The sequence below is a fragment of the Nocardia sp. GTS18 genome (genome assembly GCF_013839555.1).
Classification (GTDB): domain Bacteria; phylum Actinomycetota; class Actinomycetes; order Mycobacteriales; family Mycobacteriaceae; genus Nocardia; species Nocardia rosealba.
In genome coordinates this window covers 120,269-140,109 of record NZ_JACBIU010000001.1, presented here as the reverse complement: position 1 = coordinate 140,109, position 19,841 = coordinate 120,269, and the positions used below count along the sequence as shown (strand labels likewise).

19 protein-coding genes and 1 pseudogene are annotated in these 19,841 nt (G+C 66.9%); 10 read left to right on the top strand and 10 right to left on the bottom strand.

Annotated elements, in window-relative coordinates; genetic code table 11:
* Positions 1-10: 10 nt before the first annotated feature.
* The 5 genes from HYG95_RS00665 to HYG95_RS00645 are packed head-to-tail and all read right to left on the bottom strand — an operon-like array spanning position 11 to position 3,863.
* Positions 11-850 (bottom strand): TauD/TfdA family dioxygenase, encoded by an 840-nt coding sequence (locus HYG95_RS00665; RefSeq protein ID WP_181696052.1) that lies wholly within the window; start codon positions 848-850, stop codon positions 11-13.
* Between the two features lie 19 nt (positions 851-869).
* The gene (locus HYG95_RS00660; RefSeq protein WP_181696051.1) at positions 870-1,205 is read right to left on the bottom strand and encodes a hypothetical protein; all 336 of its coding nucleotides are present in this window, start codon (positions 1,203-1,205) and stop codon (positions 870-872) included.
* A complete protein-coding gene (locus HYG95_RS00655) occupies positions 1,202-2,500 on the bottom strand; it encodes an aromatic ring-hydroxylating dioxygenase subunit alpha (protein ID WP_181696050.1) in 1,299 nt (432 codons plus the stop codon). Before HYG95_RS00655 ends, HYG95_RS00660 begins: the two co-directional genes overlap by 4 nt.
* Positions 2,497-3,084, bottom strand: a complete 588-nt coding sequence (locus tag HYG95_RS00650) for a carboxymuconolactone decarboxylase family protein (RefSeq protein WP_181696049.1) — start codon at positions 3,082-3,084, stop codon at positions 2,497-2,499. The genes HYG95_RS00655 and HYG95_RS00650 overlap by 4 nt, the downstream gene beginning before the upstream one ends.
* Complete coding sequence (locus HYG95_RS00645) at positions 3,081-3,863, bottom strand: SDR family NAD(P)-dependent oxidoreductase (RefSeq protein ID WP_181696048.1); 783 nt, start codon at positions 3,861-3,863, stop codon at positions 3,081-3,083. Before HYG95_RS00645 ends, HYG95_RS00650 begins: the two co-directional genes overlap by 4 nt.
* Positions 3,864-4,144: 281 nt before the next feature.
* Here HYG95_RS00645 and HYG95_RS00640 point away from each other — a divergent pair, with 281 nt between their 5' ends.
* From HYG95_RS00640 to HYG95_RS00625, 4 genes are all read left to right on the top strand, one after another.
* A complete protein-coding gene (locus tag HYG95_RS00640; RefSeq protein ID WP_181696047.1) occupies positions 4,145-4,723 on the top strand; it encodes a TetR/AcrR family transcriptional regulator in 579 nt (192 codons plus the stop codon).
* Positions 4,724-4,934: 211 nt separating this feature from the next.
* The gene (locus HYG95_RS00635) at positions 4,935-6,389 is read left to right on the top strand and encodes an LVIVD repeat-containing protein (protein ID WP_370465660.1); all 1,455 of its coding nucleotides are present in this window, start codon (positions 4,935-4,937) and stop codon (positions 6,387-6,389) included.
* On the top strand, positions 6,386-7,051 hold the full coding sequence (locus HYG95_RS00630; RefSeq protein ID WP_181696045.1) for a DUF305 domain-containing protein: 666 nt from the start codon (positions 6,386-6,388) through the stop codon (positions 7,049-7,051). The genes HYG95_RS00635 and HYG95_RS00630 overlap by 4 nt, the downstream gene beginning before the upstream one ends.
* The gene (locus tag HYG95_RS00625; protein ID WP_181696044.1) at positions 7,042-8,634 is read left to right on the top strand and encodes a GMC oxidoreductase; all 1,593 of its coding nucleotides are present in this window, start codon (positions 7,042-7,044) and stop codon (positions 8,632-8,634) included. The genes HYG95_RS00630 and HYG95_RS00625 overlap by 10 nt, the downstream gene beginning before the upstream one ends.
* Before the next feature lie 7 nt (positions 8,635-8,641).
* Here HYG95_RS00625 and HYG95_RS00620 read toward each other — a convergent pair whose 3' ends face one another.
* On the bottom strand, positions 8,642-9,268 hold the full coding sequence (locus tag HYG95_RS00620; RefSeq protein WP_181696043.1) for a TetR/AcrR family transcriptional regulator: 627 nt from the start codon (positions 9,266-9,268) through the stop codon (positions 8,642-8,644).
* 102 nt (positions 9,269-9,370) lie between these two features.
* Here HYG95_RS00620 and HYG95_RS00615 point away from each other — a divergent pair, with 102 nt between their 5' ends.
* A complete protein-coding gene (locus HYG95_RS00615) occupies positions 9,371-10,960 on the top strand; it encodes an MFS transporter (RefSeq protein WP_181696042.1) in 1,590 nt (529 codons plus the stop codon).
* Positions 10,961-11,297: 337 nt separating this feature from the next.
* Complete coding sequence (locus tag HYG95_RS00610; RefSeq protein WP_370465628.1) at positions 11,298-11,837, top strand: VOC family protein; 540 nt, start codon at positions 11,298-11,300, stop codon at positions 11,835-11,837.
* 44 nt (positions 11,838-11,881) lie between these two features.
* Here HYG95_RS00610 and HYG95_RS00605 read toward each other — a convergent pair whose 3' ends face one another.
* Positions 11,882-12,469 carry a TetR family transcriptional regulator gene (locus HYG95_RS00605; RefSeq protein ID WP_220138908.1) on the bottom strand — a complete coding sequence of 196 codons (588 nt, stop codon included), beginning with the start codon at positions 12,467-12,469 and terminating at the stop codon, positions 11,882-11,884.
* A gap of 76 nt (positions 12,470-12,545) precedes the next feature.
* Between HYG95_RS00605 and HYG95_RS00600 the strand changes: the two genes are divergently transcribed.
* Positions 12,546-13,424: an SDR family NAD(P)-dependent oxidoreductase gene (locus HYG95_RS00600; RefSeq protein ID WP_220138907.1), complete on the top strand. Its 879-nt coding sequence runs from the start codon at positions 12,546-12,548 to the stop codon at positions 13,422-13,424.
* On the top strand, positions 13,421-13,549 hold the full coding sequence (locus tag HYG95_RS24595; protein ID WP_255494919.1) for a hypothetical protein: 129 nt from the start codon (positions 13,421-13,423) through the stop codon (positions 13,547-13,549). The genes HYG95_RS00600 and HYG95_RS24595 overlap by 4 nt, the downstream gene beginning before the upstream one ends.
* 165 nt (positions 13,550-13,714) lie before the next feature.
* Here HYG95_RS24595 and HYG95_RS00595 read toward each other — a convergent pair whose 3' ends face one another.
* Together HYG95_RS00595 and HYG95_RS00590 are read right to left on the bottom strand one after the other, a co-directional pair.
* Positions 13,715-14,491 (bottom strand): MEDS domain-containing protein, encoded by a 777-nt coding sequence (locus tag HYG95_RS00595; RefSeq protein ID WP_181696040.1) that lies wholly within the window; start codon positions 14,489-14,491, stop codon positions 13,715-13,717.
* 105 nt (positions 14,492-14,596) lie between these two features.
* Positions 14,597-15,589 carry an MEDS domain-containing protein gene (locus HYG95_RS00590; RefSeq protein WP_181696039.1) on the bottom strand — a complete coding sequence of 331 codons (993 nt, stop codon included), beginning with the start codon at positions 15,587-15,589 and terminating at the stop codon, positions 14,597-14,599.
* A 427-nt stretch (positions 15,590-16,016) separates the two neighbouring features.
* Here HYG95_RS00590 and HYG95_RS00585 point away from each other — a divergent pair, with 427 nt between their 5' ends.
* On the top strand, positions 16,017-17,519 hold the full coding sequence (locus HYG95_RS00585; RefSeq protein ID WP_181696038.1) for a hypothetical protein: 1,503 nt from the start codon (positions 16,017-16,019) through the stop codon (positions 17,517-17,519).
* A gap of 178 nt (positions 17,520-17,697) precedes the next feature.
* Here the strand turns inward: HYG95_RS00585 and HYG95_RS24590 are convergent.
* Positions 17,698-17,856 (bottom strand): annotated as a pseudogene (locus HYG95_RS24590) (alpha/beta fold hydrolase); the annotation flags it as partial.
* Positions 17,857-18,209: 353 nt separating this feature from the next.
* Between HYG95_RS24590 and HYG95_RS00575 the strand changes: the two are divergent.
* The gene (locus HYG95_RS00575; protein ID WP_181696036.1) at positions 18,210-19,799 is read left to right on the top strand and encodes an ABC-F family ATP-binding cassette domain-containing protein; all 1,590 of its coding nucleotides are present in this window, start codon (positions 18,210-18,212) and stop codon (positions 19,797-19,799) included.
* Positions 19,800-19,841: the final 42 nt, after the last annotated feature.

Genomic DNA, 19,841 nt, shown 5'->3' with positions numbered 1-19,841 from the left:
TGTCGGTGGGTTATTCGATCGGTTCTTCACCGAGCACAGTGGTGCGCAACATCTCTCGCGGTGAGCCCGCCGGATAAGGGGCGGCGCGGTGGATGACGCCACGGTTGTCCCAGATCACGGTGTCGCCGACCGACCAGGTGTGCCGGTACACGCGGTCGGGGGCGGTGCAGCGGCGCAGCAGGTCGTCCAGCAACGCCCGGCTCTCGTCGGCAGGCAACCCGACCACATAGTCGGTCGATGCGCCGAGCACGAGCGAGCGACGGCCCGATTTGTGCGTCCAGATGAGCGGGTGCTCCTTGGTCGGGCGCCTGCGCCACGCCGCCAACTGCTCCGGTGTCGGGTCGGTGGTGACACCGCGCTGCGAGGCCTCGAGCGAATGCACCACCCGCAGCGACCCCAGGTAGGTGCGTTCGGCGGGGGACAGGTCGTCGTAAGCCCGGTAGGTGCTGGCGAATTCGGTCTCCCCGCCGCTGGTCGCGACCGCCTTGGCGGTGAGCACCGTCGCCATCTGCGGGTAGGCGTCGTCCTCGGGCGTGCAGCCGTCGATGTGCCAGTCGAAGGTGGCACGCAGATAGCTCGCCGAGGAGTTCTTGGTGGTGTCGAGACTGACCCGGTAGATCCCCTCCACCGGATGATGCCCCGGTGAGATGTCGACCTGGCCCAGCGTGCGGCAGAAGGCCACCTGGGTCTCCGGATCCAGATGCAGATCGCGGAAGACCAGCACCCCGTTGTCCTCGAGCGCCGTCATCACCGTCTCGGCGACGCTGTCGTCGGTGAGGAGCTGGTCGCGTGTCACGCCGATGACCTGGGCGCCGACGGCCTGCCCGAGTTTCTCGATGGTGATCGTCATAGTGGGGTTCCTTCGTATCTCACGGCCAGGGCGCGGCGACGCGCTCGAGCTCGGCATCGGCGCTGTCGACCGGTTTGGGTTGCTGGAAGATTTCGACCGCCATGGCGACCATCACGAGCGAATACACCAGGTGCAGTAGGTGAATCGTGTCCTCGGGCAGGTCGTCGAGCGGGAATTTGTCGCAGTAGGCCAGGGCGTCTTCCAGGCGGGGAAAGCAGGCGTCGTAGAACTCGAGCAATTCCTGCATGGAGCTGCCGAGGCGGCGGGCGTAGCGCTCGTGTTCGGTGGCAAGACACCAGGTGGCGGCGAACCGCTCGAGGTCGGCGAAGGCGGGTGGGAGCATGGTCGACGTCATCGGGCACCGGCCTCGGTGCGGTACTGCTCGACCCAGTCGGCGACGACTTTGTGGAAATGGCGAACCAGGATTTCCTGATCGTTGACGGGGTACCGGGTGATACCCGCGGTGCGATACGCCGATTCCAGCGCGGTCTGCGTGCCGGTGAGCATGCCCGCGTCCTGGAGCGCGAATTCCTTGAAGACCACCGAGGCGACTTCGTGTTCGACCCGCTCACGAACCGTGCGCGCCGGCTGGAAACACAGCATCCCCTCGAACCGGTGGGTGTTGTACGAGGTGGGCCAATAGCGGTAGAGCAGATACCAGCCCCGGTAGATGAGGATCTCGATATTGGGGAAGATCTGGAAGTTGTCGATGCCCCACGGTTCGATCCGGCCCGGATTCAAGCCCGTGGGCGGCTCACCGATGTCGGGTGATTCCCACGGCCCGACCAGACCGCTGCGGGTGACCCGTTCGATCGGATACATGAATTCCGCGGGCAACGTCCAGCGGCGCGCGCCGCCGGTCGACACCATCCGATGCGGGCCGTCCACCTGGAAATGCGCGCACTCGAAGCCCTTTCCGGGCGTTCGCACCGCACTGGGCACCTGCTGGGAATGCAGGCCGGGGACGTGGTAATACTCCTGGAAGGCATCGGCGAACAACTTCCAGTTGCTCTGGTTGTCGGCCGTGAACTCGTACCACTCCGTCATCTTGTCGAACGGATAACCCTCCAGATCGGTGATCATCGGGCCGAGGAATTCGCGCAGCGTCTGGCGTGGTGTGTCGTCGAGATTGACGAAGATGAAGCCTGCCCACACTTCGCAGTGCACCGCCGCCAGTCCCAGCCCGGCCTTGTCGAGGTCGAAGAACTCGTCTTCTTGCTGCACGAAACTCAGTGAGCCGTCGAGCCCGTAGCGCCAGCCGTGATATTTGCAGGTGAACTGACGGCAGACCCCCGAGGTCTCGGCCTTGGGGAACTCGTTCCACACCAGCTTGTTTCCGCGGTGGCGGCACACATTGTGGAAGGCGCGCACCGTTCCGTCGTGATCGCGGACCACGACGATCGACGTGCGAACCGCCTCGATTTCCTTCGTGAAATAGCTTCCGGTGCGCGGCAGTTGCTCGATCCGGCCGACATTGAGCCAGGCCCGCCGGAAGATCGCGTTCCGCTCGAGTTCGAAGAACTCCGGTGACACCGAATCCTCGAACGACATCATGGACGTGCCCAGTTCGGGGTAGTGCTCGGTCCAGCTGCCTTCGGCGGGCCTCGGCCACTGATGCCGGGTGGCCGGTTCTTCTACGAGTTCACTCATGATCGTTCCTCCCGTTCCGGGTCCGGTTGCAGTGCAACGCTGTTGAGCACCATCGCCAGGCACAGGTACGAGCCGGCGACGAACAGCAGCTCGATGAGCTGCCTGCTGTCGAAGTGCGATTCCAGCTGCGCCCAGGTCGGGTCGTCGACGCGGTGCCGGGCCAGCAGCTGATCGGTCATGGCCAGCAGGCACCGCTGCACCGGCGACCAGACCGGGGAATGCGATCCGTGGCGGATCGCGGAGATCTGTTCCTCGGTGACGCCGAGACCGGTGGCGATCCGGACGTGCTGCGCCCATTCGTAAGCCGACTCGCTGCGCCAGGCCACCCGTAGGATCACCAGTTCGCGGTCGCGTGGGTCGACCGTCGGCCGCTCGATGAGCTGCCCGTTGTAGGCCAGCCACGCGCCGGCCAATTCCGTATGGTGGGCCAGCAATCCGAGAATGCCCGGCATGGCCGGGGCATCGGGCGCGCCGGACAGATATCGATCCGCCGATGTCACGTGACCCCGGAACACCGCCCGCGTGTCCTCGTCCCAGTCCCGCACTGGTAGCGGCGCCAGGCGGGGAGTGGCCGAGCTCCTCATATCACCGATCCGCCGTTCACACCGAGAACCTGGCCGGTGATATAGCCGGCCTGTTCCGAGCACAGGAATACGCACGCCGCGGCGATGTCGTCACCGGTTCCCAAGTGCCCCACCGGAATCGCGGCTGCCATGCGTTCGTTGCCGGGCAGGTGCCCGGCGGCTTGGGACCGGCGCGACATCGGTGTGTCGATGCCCGAGGGCGGGATCGTGTTCACCGTGATGCCCGCCGCGGCGTACTCCCGTGCGAGGGCTTTGGTCATCGCGACCACCGCGCCTTTGGCGGCGGTGTAGTGCACCATTCCCGGCGAACCGCGCTGCGCGCTCGACGACGAGATCGTGACGATGCGACCCCACCCGGCCGCGACCATGTCCCCGACCACCGCCTGGGCGCAGTGGAAGACCCCGTTGAGGTTGACGTCGACGATGCGGTTCCACGCCTGCGGGCTGATGTCGGTGAACGGTGCGAAATCCACGGAACCCGCACTGGTGACCAGGATTTCGACGGCACCGAACTCGGCCCGCACCTTGTCCATGGTCGCCCGGACAGCATCGCGATCGGTGACGTCGACCGCGGCGGCCATGGCTGCCGCACCGGCTTCGCGCAGCTGTTCGGCGGTGCGTTGCGCGGCCGCGCCGTCGATGTCGAGAACCGCGACCCGATGGCCCGCCGCGGCGAACGCGGCGCAGATGGACACACCCATCCCGGAGGCGCCACCGGTCACCACGGCGACCCGGGCGGGTGCGGTCGAGCCCGAAGGCGTTGGGGCTGTGTTGTTCATCCGAATTCCTCTGCTCTCGGCAAGGCAGCGAACACCCGTTCCGGGCGCGATGGCGCCGGCTGCGCGGCGCGGGAAACCCTTCGCCGGTGGGAAGGGCGGTCAGTGTGAATGGCCGTCGGCGGGCCACCGAAATGACCTGTCAGGCCTGATCCGGGGTCTTAACCGACTGCTCAATTTGAGCGAGTGATTAAGATATACGTGACGACGCTCACCACTGTCAAGGGTGTAGCGCGACGCTCGCGAGCGGCGATGTGCCGCTCGCCCGACAGACAGGCCTACATGTGAAGCCCGCCCGTGACGCCGAGAACCCGACCACCCGTTCCGCTTTGCTCGACGCGGCCGAGTGCATCATGCTCGAGGAGGGCTATGCCGCCGTCAGCTCCCGACGCCTCGGCACCACGGCGGGCGTGAATCCCGCGCTCGTCTACTACTACTTCGGCAACATGGACAATCTGTTCGTCGAGTTGTTCCGGCGCGGCGCGGATCGCAGCTACGAACGTCAACTGCGTGCGCTGGCATCGCCGCAACCGCTGTGGGCGTTGTGGGACGCCATCAACGACCAGTCCCAGACCGCGCTGACCATGGAATTCGTCGCGCTGGCGAATCACCGCAAGGCGATTCGGGCCGAGATCGCCGAGTCCTCCCGTCGATTCCGCGCGCTCCAGCTCGATGCCGTGTCCTCGGCGCTGGCCGATCACGGCGGCGCGGGCTACAGCCCGGGCGCGCTCATCCTGCTGATGTCGAGCGTCTCGCGCTTCCTGCGTATGGAGGAAGCCTTCGAGGTCGACACGGGCCATGCGGAGGTGGTCGAACTCATCGAATCGTTCCTGCGCGAGGTCGAAGGCGAGCGCGCGAGGTAACCCGCCTCTCCGCTGCGGGAACGTTCCTTCCGACTTCGCTCGATTTCGTTCCGGCGGTGGGGTCCGAGTGGTAGCGTCCGATCGACAGTAACATGGTTACTACTCGAGAAAGGCGCCCTCACCTCGGGCGACGACTGCATACATGAGCACTATCTCTGCCCGTGCGCACTGGCGCGCCGGACTGATTCTCGTCACCGCGTTGCTGGTGTCGATGGGCGCGGTGAGCGCGCACTCCCAACCGGCCGCGGGCCGCGTCGACTGCCTGCCGGGATCCGCGCCCGAAACCGGCCTCCAGGGTGACGTTCCCGCGGCCGACCGCGACAGCGGACGGTCCCGCGAGGGATTCCGGTGCAATATGCGGCTGCTCGGCGCGGCGGGCGGTCGCGGCGGTGGCATCACCTCGGTCACCTTCGAGCACTGCGCCTACGTCGGCACGTTCTTTCCCGGTGACCTGCTCGGCCCCGACGCGGGCGTCCACGTCCTCGACGTGCGCGACCCGTCCGCGCCGGTGCACACCGCCACGCTGACCGAACCGGCGATGCTCGCCGGTACGTGGGAGAGCTTGAAGGTCAACAAGGCCCGCAAACTGCTCGTCGGTGCGGGGGTACCCGCGCTGGTCGGTGCCGGCCTGCTGTCGATCTACGACATCAGCGACTGCGCGCACCCGCGCCTGCTCAACCCCGGTACCGGTACGAATCCGCTGCTGCCGCTGCCGATCACGGCGCACGAGGGTGGTTTCTCCCCGGACGGGCGAACCTATTGGAGTTCGGGCACGGCGCCCGGCCTGCTCAGCGCCGTCGACCTGACCGACCCGGCGAATCCCCGGGTGGTGTGGCAGGGGATGCCGGGGATGTCCATGCACGGGCTCGGCGTCTCCCCGGACGGCAACCGCCTCTACCTGGCGAACAACCTCGGCGGCATGAAGGTGCTCGACATCAGCGCCGTGCAGCGGCGCGATCCGTCTCCGCAGGTTCCCGAACTGTCGGACATGACCTGGTCCGACGGGTGGGCCACCCAACACACTGTTCCGGTGACCTACGGCGGAGATCCGTATGTGTTCGCCGTCGACGAGGCGGGGTCGGGTGGGGTGAAACTCATCGATGTCTCCGACGACCGTCAGCCGAGGATCGCCGGGTCGATCAAGCTCGAGATCAATCTGCCCGAGAACCAGGACTCGATGCTCGCCTCGGCCGCGGGCGGATCCCTGTTCGCCTACGACGCGCACTATTGCGCCGCCGACCGGCCCGCCGACCCGACTGCCCTCGCGTGTGGCTGGACCTCGTCGGGAATCCGCGTGTTCGACGTACGCGATCCCGGTGCTGTCCGGGAGATCGGTTACTTCAATCCGCCCGCGCGGACCGGCGAGAACGCCCAGCTCTGGAATTCCCCGCACGCGCTGGCCTCGATCATCGGCGTGCCGGTGCTCTCGGCGCCCGCGGTGGTCCAGTCCATGTTGCGCGGCGTGTTCGACCCCGCCCAGGCGCTGAGCGCGCGCAGCGGCACCCTCGCCCTCGGTGATCTGTCCACCGACTGGTGCTTCTCACCACCGGAATGGCGTGGCAACCAGCTCTGGACCACGTGCGCGGACAACGGTTTCCTGGCGCTCGAGCTCTCGCCCGAGGTCTACACCCCGCCGCCGGACCAGGACTCGACGACCGGATCATGAGACGGCACAACGCTTTCCGATACGCCGGATTCGGTGCGCTGGCGATCTTGCTGCTCGCCATGGGAGCGGCGCTACGACCCGCGCTGCCCACGACGACGAGCGCGCCGAAGGTGCTCAGTGAGACCGAGATCGGTTTCATCCAGGACATGCTCGCCCACCACACCCAGGCGATGCTCCTCACGCAACGGCTGGACACCGGCGCCGACCCGTTCGTCGTGGGACTCGCCCGTCAGATCGCCGACGAGCAGCGCACCGAATCGGGCATGTTCCTCGGCTGGCTTCGGTTGGCCGACGCACCGGTCACCAACGACCGGGCCATGGCGTGGCTGCCGGACGACCTACACGGGCAACGACATTCGGCAGGACAAGCGGTGCCGGTGATGCCGGGCACTGTCACGGCCGCCGAGCTGGACCAGCTCTCGGCCGCACGTGGTACCGAGGCCGAGATCGTCTTCCTGCGACTGATGCGCAGACATCACGCGGGTGGCGTCGACATGGCCGCGGCGGCCGACGCCGTGCTCACCGGCGGCGAGGTCGAACGCTCGGCACGCGAGATCGTGCGCACTCAGGGCCAGGAGATCGGCCTGCTTTCCCTCCTACTGGAACGGCGCGGGGTCGACCCGTGCCAGGACGACACGATGAAGGTTTCGACATGCCGATGATGACCCGCCGCGCCCTACTCGGCGGTGCCGCAGGCGCCGGATTACTGCTGGCCTCCGCCCGCGGCGCCGCCGCAGCTCCCGGGATCGCCGCCCGCACCGGCGGGATCCCGCTCACCAGGGAGGAACGCCGGGCGGTGGTGATCGGCTCGGGCTTCGGCGGCGGCGTCGCCGCCCTGCGCCTGGCCCAGGCAGGTGTTCCGGTGCTGCTGCTCGAGCGCGGCCGACGCTGGGCCACCGGGCCCAACTCGGAGACCTTCCCCCGCGCCACCCAGCCGGACAAGCGGTTGCTGTGGCATCGGTCCAGCCCGACACTCTTCGGCACACCCCTGATCTTCGACCGCTATGCCGGACTGCTCGAAGCGGTCTCGGGCACGGGGATGACCGCGCTGTGCGCGGCCGGGCTCGGCGGCGGATCGCTGGTGTACCAGGGCATGTCGCTGCAACCGACGCGCGAAGTTTTCGAGACGCACTTCCCGGCCGGGATCGACTGGGAGCGCATGGACCAGGTCTTCTACCCGAGGGTGGCGCGCATGCTCGGCCTGGCCACCGCGCCGGACGAGCTGGTCGACAGCGCCCCCTACGCGGCGGCGCGGATCTTCGCGGAGCGCGTGCGCGGCGCCGGACTGCCGCTGTCGAAGATCCCCATGCCGATCGACTGGAACTACGCGCTGGCCGAGCTGCGCGGGGAGATGAAGCCGTCCTACACCAACGGCGACGGCGCGATGGGGGTGAACAACGGGGGCAAGAACTCCGTCGACGTCACCTATGTCGCCGCCGCCGAGACGACGGGCATCGTGGACGTGCAGACCCTGCACGAGGTCACCGACATCGAGCGGGCTCCCGACGGCCGCTGGGTGGTGCGGGTCGACCGCATCGACACCGGCGGCGTGGTCCTGGAGAACAAGGTCATCACGACGCCGACCCTCGTGCTGGCCGCAGGCAGCCTCAACACCACCCGCCTGCTGGTGCGCGCCGGTGCCAAGGGCGCGATTCCCGACCTGCCGGACGAACTGGGGAAGGGCTGGGGTACCAATGCCGACCGGATCTATGTCTGGCGGGATCCGTCGGCGAATTTCGGTGCGGCCCAAGGTGGCCCGGTCGTCTTCGGGAGCAAGAACTGGGACGATCCGCAGGCGGCGTTCACCTTCATCCAGGCGTCGATCCCGCCGCTGTCACTGGACGCGGGCAGCACCATGCTCGTCGGGTACGGGGTGAGCGACGGACGCGGCGACTTCGTCTACGACCCCGGATCCGACGACGCGCGACTGCGCTGGCCCCACGAGGGTGACCGAGGCATCCAGGCGCACATCGATGCCGCGATCCGCCGTGTCGCGGGCCCGAGCGCACACCTGATCGACACCAACGCGATCTTCCCCTCCACCTGGCATCCGCTGGGCGGGGCGAACATGGGCAGTGTGTGCGATCTGGAGGGCCGGGTGCGCGGCCAGCGGGGCCTCTACGTCCTCGACGGCGCCCTCATGCCCGGCAATACCGCCGCGTGCAATCCCTCCATGACCATCGCCGCGGTGGCCGAGCGCGCGCTGGATGTCCTGGTGCGCAACGATGTCGGTGTCGTGATCTGACGGGCAGCTAGCCGGGGTGTCGCCCGGATCCGTCGGAGGTGATCGCGGCGCGGGCCGCGAGAAAGTCGTCGACGATCCGGGCGCAATCCTGGCGAGTCGATTCGCGCAGGCCGAGCAGTTTGGCGAAGACGAGCGGGCCGACCAGCTGCGACAGCGCGAAGTAGGTATCGAAGTCGCCCAGTTGCGCACGGGCCTCCGGTGTTTCGAGCACCTGGTCGAACGGCGCGCGGTACTGATCGATGAGGCGCCTGCGCAGCGAGGTGATGGCGGGGCTGTCGGCCGTGCGGTCGGAACCGGTCGCCAACCACGCCAGGGTCGACACCTGCAGGGGAGTGTCCCTGATCGCGTCGGCCTGACGCGCGAGCAGAGTGATCAGCCGGTCGCGCAGCGGGCCTTCGGGTGGGCTCTGCACCGCCGAGGGCAGCAGGCGCTCGATCGTGGCCGCCCGCAACTGGACCGCGTTGTCGAAATGCCGGTACAGGGTGGTCCTGGCGACTTTGGACAGTTTGGTGACGCCCTCGATGGTCACCGCCTCCAGGCCGCCGTTCTGCAGCAGGGTGGTGGCGGCATCGAGAAGCCGGGCACGTGACCGCACGCGGCGCGGATCGACCTCGTCGGCGTCGAAATCACTCATATCGCCCAGTATTCCGCTGTCGACCATCTCGAAGGCCTACCTCCCGGCGCATACTTATGCTACATCTTGTAGCGAAGCGATACTGATAGTAGCGGAGGACAGATGGTTTCCACCGGACGTGCCCGATTGTCTTCCGTCCAGCGCCGCCTGCTGACGTTGTCTTGTCTCGCCGTGGTTCTGGTCACCGCTTCGATGGCCGCGCTGTACACCGCGCTGCCGCAGATCGCGGCCGATACCGGCGCCAGCCAGGCCGAACTCACCTGGATCGTCGACGGTTACACGCTGGCCCTCGCCTGTCTGGTCCTGCCGGGCGGTGCGTTGGGGGACAGGTACGGCAGGCGCATCGTCCTCATCGTCGGACTGGTGATCTTCGCCGTCGGTTCGGCGGCGCCCCTTGTGCTCGACAGCCCGCTCTGGCTGATCGCCACGCGGGTGTTCACGGGAATCGGTGCGGCACTGGTGATGCCGTCCACGCTGTCGCTCATCACCGCCGGCTTCCCGGTGGAACGCCGGGGCAGCGCGGTCGGATTGTGGGCAGGAGTCGCCGGTGTCGGCGCGATCCTCGGCATCCTCGGCTCCGGTGTGCTGATCGAAAATTGGTCCTGGGTCGCGATTTTCGTCGGGATGGCGATCGCGGGCGCGCTGCTGTCGGTGGCCGCGTGCACTCTGCCCGAATCGGTCGACACCGCACGGTCGGCGATGGACCCGCTCGGTACGGTGACCAGCGCTCTGGCCATCGGTGCGATCGTGGTGGCCGCCATCGAGGTGCCCGCGCGGGGGTGGCTCGATCCGTTGGTGGTCGGTGCGACGGTCGCCGGTGTGGTGCTCGGTGTCGTCTTCGTCGTTGTCGAGAAGCGGGTGGCGCATCCGCTGATCGATGTCGGCCTGTTCGCCGACCGGGGTTTCGGCAGCGGCACCGCGATCGTGACGGTGCAGTTCCTGGTGACCTTCGGGCTGTTCATGCTGATCGTGCAGTACTTTCAGCTGATCCTCGGCTACCGTCCGCTGGTCTCGGCACTGGCGCTCGCACCGATGGGTCTACCGATGGTGATGATCTCCGTGATCGCACCCCGGCTCGCGACGCGGTTCGGACTCCGGGTCCCCGCCTTCGCCGGTCTCGCGTCGATCGGTGCCGGGATGTTTCTCATCGCGCAGGTCGACGTGCACACCTCCTACCTGGACGTCCTCGGTCCGCTGCTGCTGATGAGCGCGGGAATCGGGCTGTGCACCGCGCCCGCGACCGCCGCCATCGTCGACGGCACACCTGTGGCGAAGCATGGTGTCGCCGCCGCGGTCAACGATGCCGCACGTGAAGTCGGCGCCGCCATCGGCATCGCCATCTCGGGCAGTGTGCTCGCCGCCGGATACGGCGAGCGGATCGCACCCGCCCTGCCGAGCCTTCCCGAGGCCGCCCGCGAACCAGTCGGTGATTCGCTCGCGGCTGCCCTCGAGGTGGTTGCGCGGGCGGGACCGGTGGCCCAGCAACTCGGCGACTTCGCGAAATCCGCGTTCCTGCACGGCATGCGGGAATCCGCGATCGTGCTGGGATTCCTGACGATCGGTGCGGCCGTCCTCATCGCCGCGTGGGCCCCGGGCCGCCGTCCAACCGCCGATGCCATGGACTCCGACGAGGACGTCGGCGGCCTCGAGCCAGGGGCTCGGAACGGTGTGGTCGAGATCGTGAAGGAGTAGGGGCTACGCCGGTTCCGTACAGGTGTCACGGTGGGCCTCCGGCCTTCACCCACGGCCAGGAATTCCTCGAGCGGCGAAGCTCAACGGCAAACGCCGGCGCGGCTCCACCCGTCGCACGCCGAATCTCTGGGCCCTCGCCCACGGCGAACTCGACGGACAACCCGAACGTCGCCGTCAGCACGCAGCGATGGACCTACGCATCGAACAATGAAGGCCGCCAAGACAATCCGGTATCGACGGTGCTCACGAAGGACCGCCCACACCGGCGGAACCCGGCTTGCTGGCATCACCGCGTCGCTGAACCGGACCACGGGCGGGTGTGAAGTATCGGGAAAGCGTGCCGATACTGATTCCCGCCTCGGCTGCGATTCGATTGGGCGAGACGTATGTGATCCCTGGTTTGGAGTTGTCCGCCGCCCGAAAAGGAGTGGAGCCGACCCACGACAGCGCGTTGGATGACTACCTGCGGCGACCGCCGCGCGGCCCGCGAACACCGATGACCGAGGAGTACATGATGCCGAAAGCCACACTGCGGGGCGTGATTCTGGACTGCGCTGATCCCCGGGCTCTTGCCCGGTTCTACCGAGAGCTGACGGGCATGCAGCTCGGCTACGACGCCGACGAATTCGTCGCTCTGACCGATGGTTCGGGTTGTGACCTGGGCTTCCAGCGGGTCACCGGATACCGAGCCCCCTCGTGGCCCGGCCAGGACGTGCCGCAGCAGTTACACCTGGACTTCAGGGTCGAGGACCTCGATGCGGCGGAGAAGTTTGCGTTGGGTCTCGGCGCGGTCAGGGTGGACCACCTGCCGAGCGTCGACCGGTGGCGGGTGCTGCTGGATCCGGCCGGTCACCCGTTCTGTCTGGTCGTCGGCTGATAGAGGACGTCAACGACGAGTCGCCGACGTGCCGAGGACTGGAACTATTGCGGGTCGGGATCTACGTGGACGTGGAGGAATCCTTGGTCGAGAAGACTGGAGCGGTCTGCTTTGCCGCCTGATCGGACCCATTGACTGGACACGGCATCCAGTACAGCGGCCGCGGCGTTGATCAGTAGATCTGCTGCGTACGCGTCGATCTCGACGCCCGGGCGAGCCTGGAGCGCGTCACCGACTCGCCCTCGCCACTCTGCTCGTCGTTGGTGGAGTCGTCCTATCAGTGCGGGGGTGGCCTCGATCAGCCGCAACGTAACCAGGACCTGCTCACTGGCATGGATCTCGCCCAGCCGGGCGCGGAGTACGTGATGGAGAGACTCCCAGGGGCTTTCGCCCGCAGGTCGAGCGGCGATGTCGGCGACCACGTCCGCGCCGGTGAGGTCTATGCCGTCGAAGACGACGTCATCCTTGGTCGGGAAGTACCGGAAGAAGCTGCGCTTGGTCATGCCGGCTGCATGTGCGATCTCATCGACAGTCGTGTTCTCGAAGCCCTGGCGGGTGAACAAGTCGATGGCTACCTCGGCGATCTCGGCCCGCACGGCTCGCCGGGTCCGTTCCCTCAGTCCCTCACTCATGCACTCAGACTAAGCCGTACACTTGGTGACTAGAGTGTCACCAAGTGTCAGAATCTCGGCGAGCGGAGTGATGGTTGTGGATGGCAAGACCGTGCTGGTGACCGGAAGTACCGGAGGGATCGGTAAAGAGACAGCGCGACAGTTGGCCGAAATGGGCGCACGCGTGATCCTCGTCGGGCGCGACAAGAACCGCGCTGATGCCGCCGTGGAGGAACTCCGCGCCAGTGGGAACCACCGAGTCGAGGCGATAACTGCCGACCTCTCCCGGCTCGGCGACGTGAAGCGCCTCGCCGAGGAGGTCAGCACCCGGAGTCGTGGCGTCGACGTGCTGATCAATAACGCGGGAGCGACCAGATCTCATCGTGAGATGACTGAGGACGGTATCGAGACAGCGTTCGCGGTCAACGTGGTCGCGCCGTTCTGCCTCACGCACTGGCTGATGCCGGCCCTGACATCCTCGGGTGCGGCCCGGGTCATCAACATCACCGGCGGCATCCCGAAGGGCCGGATCGATCTGGACAACCTCCAGGGTGAGAAGTCCTACGTCGGCTTGTCCTTCTACAACCAGACCAAGCTGGCCCAGATGGCGATGAGTTACCGCTTCGCCCAGGAGGTCGAAGGGGCACCGGTGACGCTGAACGTGGCCTACCCCGGACATGCGTACACCTCGATGAACAGGGGCCTCGCCATCGGCACCTACCCACCGCTGGCGCGTCCGATCGTGCCGCTGCTGCGGCTGGCGATGCCGGTGGTCTATGGCCACAAGGCGCTGCTCAGGGCCACGCGGTCCAGCATTCATCTCGCGACCAGCCCCGAGGTCCGCAACACCAACGGCGCCTACTTCAACACCAAGGCCATCCCGACCCCATGGCCCGACGCTGTCCTGGACGAACGCATCCGCAACGCGATCTGGAAACTGTGTGAGACGCACCGCGCCCGGTTGGGTGCATCGTGACGTCGTTTGCGCCCCGCGCCACCCTCAACCACTACGACGCCGACCACTTCACCGTCTATCACCCGCCGGTAGTGGAGAAGATCCTCATCGATCAGATCGACTTTCTCACCACTCACCTGCTGTGACGCCGAGTCGGCGCGGGACTGCAGGTTATCGGGCGGGATGTCACACGCCCATCCGGCCCAGGTCGACACCTAGGTGAAATCTGCGACCCTCACCAGATTCGTTGCGGCGGTGGTGAAGTCGCGATCGAACCGATAGGCCACGACGGCAATCCGCACGAAGCCGGCTCAGGAATCGGTGCGCTTGATCAACCGTCGGGGATCGAAATCCATCACGGTCCATACCCGCTCGACGACGGGATGGGCGTTGACCAGCCGTATCGACCGGTGTGCACGCTGGGACGGATCCATGCCCGCCAGTACCGCCGAGGCGCGCACACTCAGGAACGCCAGACCGCTGACGTCGAGGTCGGCGCCCTCGCTCGGCAAGACCTCGAGCGCGCCGATCAGGGCGGGAATGCTGAATTGATCGATCTCTCCCTCCAGGAAACGGTGGCCGTCTCGCCAATACATCCCGAACGTCGTGGGGACCCGGGAGGGGCCGTGGCGCAACGGGTGTACGGCCATGACCGCGCCCAGATCCTCGCCGGTCGCGGTGAGGTCGTAGGCACACATCGCGGCTACCGGGTTACCACCGGCCATGAACGCGTCCGCGACGTGTTCCCACCGGAGGTGACCGGGACGGCGTGCGGGATCGAGGTTCAGGGCGGTGATGTCGGTGAAGACGCGAATGCCCGCGAAACCCGCGTCGATGGCCGATGCGACTTCGCCCCGGAAATGAGCAAGCTGGGCTTCGGCGTCGATCGGCGCGGACAAGTCGTAGACCTCCCCGAGGGAGGTATGGGTCAGCTCGTAGCCGGCATCGGCCGCGGCGAAAGCGGCTCGCAAGCGGTCACCGGCATCGTCGTCGTCGGTGACCGCGAGCAGCCGCTGCCCGAGCGCGGCACCCTCGAGCAGCCATTCCACGGCGGCGCGGTCGCGTTCAGCGCGGGTGGTATACGCCACGCAGGCATGATCGTGGCAGCCGCCGCTTCGCTTATCGATCAGTGCACCAGCCGCCCTGGCCACCGAGGTACCGCGCGCGGGCGCGGAAAGATCGATCGACATATCTCAGAGTCCTTCCCTCAGGTCAGGGGAGGGGATTTCGCACCACACGTTCTTGGCGTGCCCTGCCGGGGCCGGTTCGCTGCCCCATCGGCTGCCCAGTGCCGCGATCAGGATCAAACCACGTCCACCCACCGCGCTTCCGCGGTCGGTGCCCAAAACCGGTCGGCGCGGGCTGAGGTCCTCGGCCTCGATCTTCACCATCCCCTCGGTCTGGGACAGACGGATCCGGAACGCGGTGTGCGCGTGGGCAACCGCGTTGGCGGCGAGTTCGGAAACGACCAGGGCGGCATCGTCGATGACCGCGGGGCCGTGCTGCCATTCCCCCAGCCTGCCGGTGACGAATCGGCGCGCGGCGCTGACGGCGCTGGGTACCGGCAGATAGGTTCGAGAATCGCTGTCCGGGTCGGCGCTCGGCCCGAGTTCGGGCTGGGCGGCGGTGTAGCTGTCGGGAGCGACGATCTCGGAATGATGGGCGCACACTTGCTGCAGGCGCACCAGATCGTCGGCGCCGGCGAGCATGTCACGGGGATAGGCACAGTAGAGCAGGAACCGATGGCTCTGAGCCAACTCGTTCCACATCGCTTCGAGCTCGATCGCAGCGGCCGGATCGCCGTCGGCCCACAGCAGCGCCACCATCTCACCGAACGCGCGCACGGAACGCCCACCCGCACTCGCAGCGGCGATGACCTCGCCGATCACTTCGGCGAAACGAGCCCGGTCGAGCGCGCCGTCGATGGTGAAGCTCGCCAAGGTCTGCGCGGCATCCAGGGCTCGATAGCGGCCGGCCGCGGTGAGGGCAGCCAAGTCCAAGCCGTGCTCGCTCAACCGCGTCGCGATGGCTTCGCGATGGGCGGGTGTGGCGATCACCACGGCCGCACCGTCGGTGTCCAACCCCTGCCCGAGGAAGTCGCTGACATTGCGGGCCAGCTCATCCAGTCCGTCATAAATGCTCACGACGTGGTCGTGCGGTGAAGCCACCCCAGCCTGGACACTCATAAGGACGAGGCTACGGTATCCGGCCGGTCACCGGCACCGCGATTCCGAGCGGAGTGGAGCTGCGTGGGCCCGGCGAGGCTGCAGACGCCTCGGGCCTGGGTGGCCTCCGCTGATGTCGTCGGTTTCTCGAGGATCTCTCAGATTGAGTGGTGTTGAACCCCACGCGCTCTGCCTGCGGTTTCGCGACTCGCACGCTTGTCCTGATGCTGACCGCGGTCGGCTTCACCGACACCGGGCTGTACCTGCTGTTCGGTGGCTGCGCCGGGAACGGCAGGTTGATCGGCAATCAGGCTCGAAACCGAGCACCAAGACCGGACTGGGTGACGAAACCTCGTTGACGGCGTGTCATTCGGGGCCTTCGTGGGAGTCGGCGCACACTACAGCACACGCATCGATCGCGAAGATTTCATACAGAAGGGCCTTCTGGATGAAGACATCGATTCTCGACCAGCTCGGACGAATTCGCGTCGGAAATACGGTGCTCGCGTTGGTCGCGAGCACGCTGTCGGTGATGGCTGTGCCTGGCCCGGCGATGGCAGCGCCCGCCGATTCCTTCACGTCCGCCGACGTCGGCTTCGCGGAAGGCTCAGGTGACGGTGCCGACATCGTGCGGCGTCTACCCGCCATGCAGTCCGCGGTGGCGCCCAAGGTTCCGCTGCTACGCCTCGACCTCGACTGGTGGTCGGTCGAACCGGCCCGTGGGGCGCCGCTGCGGTGGGACCGGTTGGACCCGGTCGTGGATGCCGCCGCCGCCCGCGGAATGCGGGTTCTGCTCGTCCTCGCCTACGCGCCGCCGTGGGCGAACGGCGGTCACAGCGGCGACAAATGGTTCCCGACCCGTGACCAGGACTGGACCTCGATCGTGGATCGCACGGTCGCGCACTTCGGCGACAAGGTCCAGGCGTACGAGATCTGGAACGAACCGAACTTCGTGAACTTCGCCAACTTCGTCGGCGACCGCAAAGCGCGTTACTGGCAGCTCGTCAAACTCGCCTACCCGCGGGTGAAGGCGCGCTGTCCCGGGTGTGTTGTTCTGGCCGGGGCTTCGGGCGCGGGGACGGTGCAGGGCGGGACCAATCCGAACGCGCCGTCGGTCTGGTTGGACTGGGCGTACAGCCGTGGGTATCGCGGTTATTTCGATGCCGTCGCGCACCACCCGTATCCGGCGTGGAACTCGGGCAAAGGCCCTGCCGACCCCGAATGCGTCAATCGTTGGTGGAACATGTTCGGGCCACCCTCGGAGTCCACGCCGTGTGGTGAGCTCGCCCTGGTGCACTCGGTGATGGTTCGCTACGGCGACACCGCGAAGAAGGTGTGGGCTACCGAATTCGGCTATCCGACAGCCGGACTCGCGGCCATCCCGAGCGCGAGCACCGTCAGCAAGTACCTTGTGCAGGGCGTCCGGATGTGGCGTGCGCTGCCATATGCGGGTCCGCTGATCGTCTACTCCTACCGCGATCGCTGCACCGCCGCCGATGATCCCGAGTGCCACTTCGGCCTGGTCACCACGACGATGGCGAGCAAGGAGCCGATTACCACCGATGTCAGCGCGGTGCTGCGTGGTGACGGTGTCACGCCGGTCCCGAGTTGGCCCGAGCGGTTGGCGGCGGGCGCGACCCTGCCCCGCGCGTCCGCGCTCCGGTCCCGCAACGGACTCTACGAACTGTGGCTACAGGGTGATGGCAACCTGGTGCTTTATCGGAACAGCGGGGAAGTGCTGTGGTCGACCGCGACGACGAACGGAGAGAATCTGGTCAACCAGAACGACGGCAACCTGGTCCTGTACACCGGCAGCGGGGCCGCGGCATGGTCATCGAGAACGTGGACCATGGGCCCGTCGACGTTGGTCCTGGAGGACAACGGCAATCTGGTGCTCTACCGCAACGACGGAGGAACGATCACCTGGTCCACAGGAACGGCACAAGGATAACCGAAGGCCCCGAAACAGGGCCCACACCGTATGTGCGGGCCAGTTTGTCGTAACGAGTCGTGCCACCATGCCAATGCTTCGCTTTGTTGAACGCCCGCTCGAGCGCATCGCGCCCCTTAATGAGCGTCTAGTCGAACCCGGGCGGGCATCCACCGGCACTGCCACGGCGTTTCCAGTTGCTGGAGTTACCGAAACTGCGGCGATCGTAGGTGATCACCCGGTAGCCGGCCGCGAGCAGGACGCGTTGTTGCTTCTCCCGGGACGCACCGTTGAACGGGTACCCGTGAATGAGCACGACAGGGCGGCCGCTGCCGTGGTCCTCGTAGAAGATGTCGATGGTGTCGCTGTTTTCGCGACCACACTCAGTTTTGCCATAGCTGAAGTCTTGTTCGGCGCGGGTGCCGGCGGCATCGGTCGCCTGACGCTGTAGGTGACGTAATCCCGGCCGCGTCAGCTCGGTGGTAACGTGGCCGTGTGCTCATGGAAGAGGTCGACAGACTGTAGCCGCCCTCTCGAAGGCGGCGCTCTCGACGACACGTTCCCTCAACTCTGGAATGTGCCTTCTGCCTGTGCTTTAGTGCGCCGCGATGGCGCGCACCCTCGGCCTCGCCGCGTCGCTTTCGACGGCATCCGCAAACATCCGAGTCCTTTGCGGTCGCTCGTTTGACGAGCAGGAAGAGTCGAACATCCATGTCTACATCCACGCCCTCGGCGATCACTTTGCACGACCTGTCCTTCGAATGGCCCGACGGAACCGTCGCGCTGTCCCGGACCAACGGGGCATTCGGCACGGGTCGCACCGGTCTGGTTGGCCGTAACGGCGCCGGCAAATCAACGCTGCTGCGCCTGGTCGCGGGACAACTCACACCCAGCTCCGGGCGCATCGACATCACCGGGGAGGTGGGGTACCTTCCCCAGACACTGACCCTCGGCCGCGACGCGACTATCGCCCAATTGCTCGGCGTCGCAGACAAACTCGCCGCCCTGCGTGCCATCGAGTCCGGTGCGACCGGCGAAGAACCCTTCGAGACGATCGGCGACGATTGGGACATCGAGGCTCGCGCCGACGAGGCCCTGCACGAGATCGGTTTCAGCGCAGCCGATCTGGACCGCCGCGTCGGCGAGATCTCCGGGGGGCAAGCTGTTCTCGTCGCAATCACAGGGCTGCGTGTTCGGCGCACCCCGATCACCTTGCTCGACGAGCCCACCAACAATCTCGACCGTGGAACCCGGGCCGTGCTTTCCGGATTCGTGGATTCGTGGCCCGGAACCCTTGTGGTGGTCAGCCACGACCTCGAGCTGCTCGAGCGCATGGATGCCACCGCGGAACTGCACGGTACGACCCTGGAGGTGTTCGGTGGGCCCTACAGCGCCTGGAAGCAGTACGTCGAGCAGGAACAGGCCGCGGCGCAGCAGGCCGCGCGCACTGCCGAGCAGGCGTTGAAAGTCGAGAAGCGGCAACGCGTCGAGGCCGAGACCAAGCTGGCCAGGCGGGAGCGCACGGGAAAGGCGACGCAGCGCGACGGTGGCATTCCCCGGATCCTGGCGGGCAATCGTGCCAGTAAGGCGCAAGCGTCGGCGGGGGCGATGCGTTCCACGCTTGATGCGAAAGTGCTAGCGGCCCAGAGTGTTCTGGATCAAGCGGCGAGTCGGGTACGGCGTGAGGAGCACATCCGTCTCGATCTGCCCGATCCCGACGTGCAGCGCGGCCGGCGCATCGCGGAACTCCGCGACGGCGACCGCAGCGTCATCGTTCAAGGGCCCGAACGCGTCGCCCTTGTCGGCCCCAACGGTGCCGGGAAGTCGACGCTGATCGAGAGCTTGCTGCAGGATAGCGGATCCGGCACATTGTTCACCGATCGGGTCGGTTACCTCCCGCAACGCCTCGATGGCCTCGACGACCAGGTCAGCGCACTGGAGAACGTGCACGCGGCGTCCCCGGCCACCCCGCCCGCCACGATCCGCAACCACCTGGCTCGAATGCTATTACGCGGCACCAGCGTCGAGCGACCGGTCTCGACGCTGTCGGGCGGTGAACGGTTCCGAGTTTACTTGGCGCGCTTGCTGTTCGCCGATCCGCCGCCTCAGTTGCTGGTCCTCGACGAGCCGACGAACAACCTGGATATCGCCAGCGTCGACCAGCTTGTCGACGCGCTGGTCGCCTATCGCGGCGCTGTGCTGGTCGTCAGCCACGACTACCCGTTCCTGCGGCGCCTCGGCATCGACACCGTCATCGAACTCGATGCCGATGGCCGCTTCCGAGACCGCGGATCCTTGTGAGGCGATACCGAAGCCGCCGGACCGGTAAGCGCTACCGGCCCG

What these genes read in the sequence shown, in the direction of transcription:
- HYG95_RS00665 (WP_181696052.1), bottom strand. Translation starts at nt 850, where the DNA reads ATGACGATCACCATCGAGAAACTCGGGCAGGCCGTCGGCGCCCAGGTC.
- HYG95_RS00660 (WP_181696051.1), bottom strand. Translation starts at nt 1,205, where the DNA reads ATGACGTCGACCATGCTCCCACCCGCCTTCGCCGACCTCGAGCGGTTC.
- HYG95_RS00655 (WP_181696050.1), bottom strand. Translation starts at nt 2,500, where the DNA reads ATGAGTGAACTCGTAGAAGAACCGGCCACCCGGCATCAGTGGCCGAGG.
- HYG95_RS00650 (WP_181696049.1), bottom strand. Translation starts at nt 3,084, where the DNA reads ATGAGGAGCTCGGCCACTCCCCGCCTGGCGCCGCTACCAGTGCGGGAC.
- HYG95_RS00645 (WP_181696048.1), bottom strand. Translation starts at nt 3,863, where the DNA reads ATGAACAACACAGCCCCAACGCCTTCGGGCTCGACCGCACCCGCCCGG.
- HYG95_RS00635 (WP_370465660.1), top strand. Translation starts at nt 4,935, where the DNA reads ATGGGCGCGGTGAGCGCGCACTCCCAACCGGCCGCGGGCCGCGTCGAC.
- HYG95_RS00630 (WP_181696045.1), top strand. Translation starts at nt 6,386, where the DNA reads ATGAGACGGCACAACGCTTTCCGATACGCCGGATTCGGTGCGCTGGCG.
- HYG95_RS00625 (WP_181696044.1), top strand. Translation starts at nt 7,042, where the DNA reads ATGCCGATGATGACCCGCCGCGCCCTACTCGGCGGTGCCGCAGGCGCC.
- HYG95_RS00620 (WP_181696043.1), bottom strand. Translation starts at nt 9,268, where the DNA reads ATGAGTGATTTCGACGCCGACGAGGTCGATCCGCGCCGCGTGCGGTCA.
- HYG95_RS00615 (WP_181696042.1), top strand. Translation starts at nt 9,371, where the DNA reads ATGGTTTCCACCGGACGTGCCCGATTGTCTTCCGTCCAGCGCCGCCTG.
- HYG95_RS00605 (WP_220138908.1), bottom strand. Translation starts at nt 12,469, where the DNA reads ATGAGTGAGGGACTGAGGGAACGGACCCGGCGAGCCGTGCGGGCCGAG.
- HYG95_RS00590 (WP_181696039.1), bottom strand. Translation starts at nt 15,589, where the DNA reads ATGAGTGTCCAGGCTGGGGTGGCTTCACCGCACGACCACGTCGTGAGC.
- HYG95_RS00585 (WP_181696038.1), top strand. Translation starts at nt 16,017, where the DNA reads ATGAAGACATCGATTCTCGACCAGCTCGGACGAATTCGCGTCGGAAAT.
- HYG95_RS00575 (WP_181696036.1), top strand. Translation starts at nt 18,210, where the DNA reads ATGTCTACATCCACGCCCTCGGCGATCACTTTGCACGACCTGTCCTTC.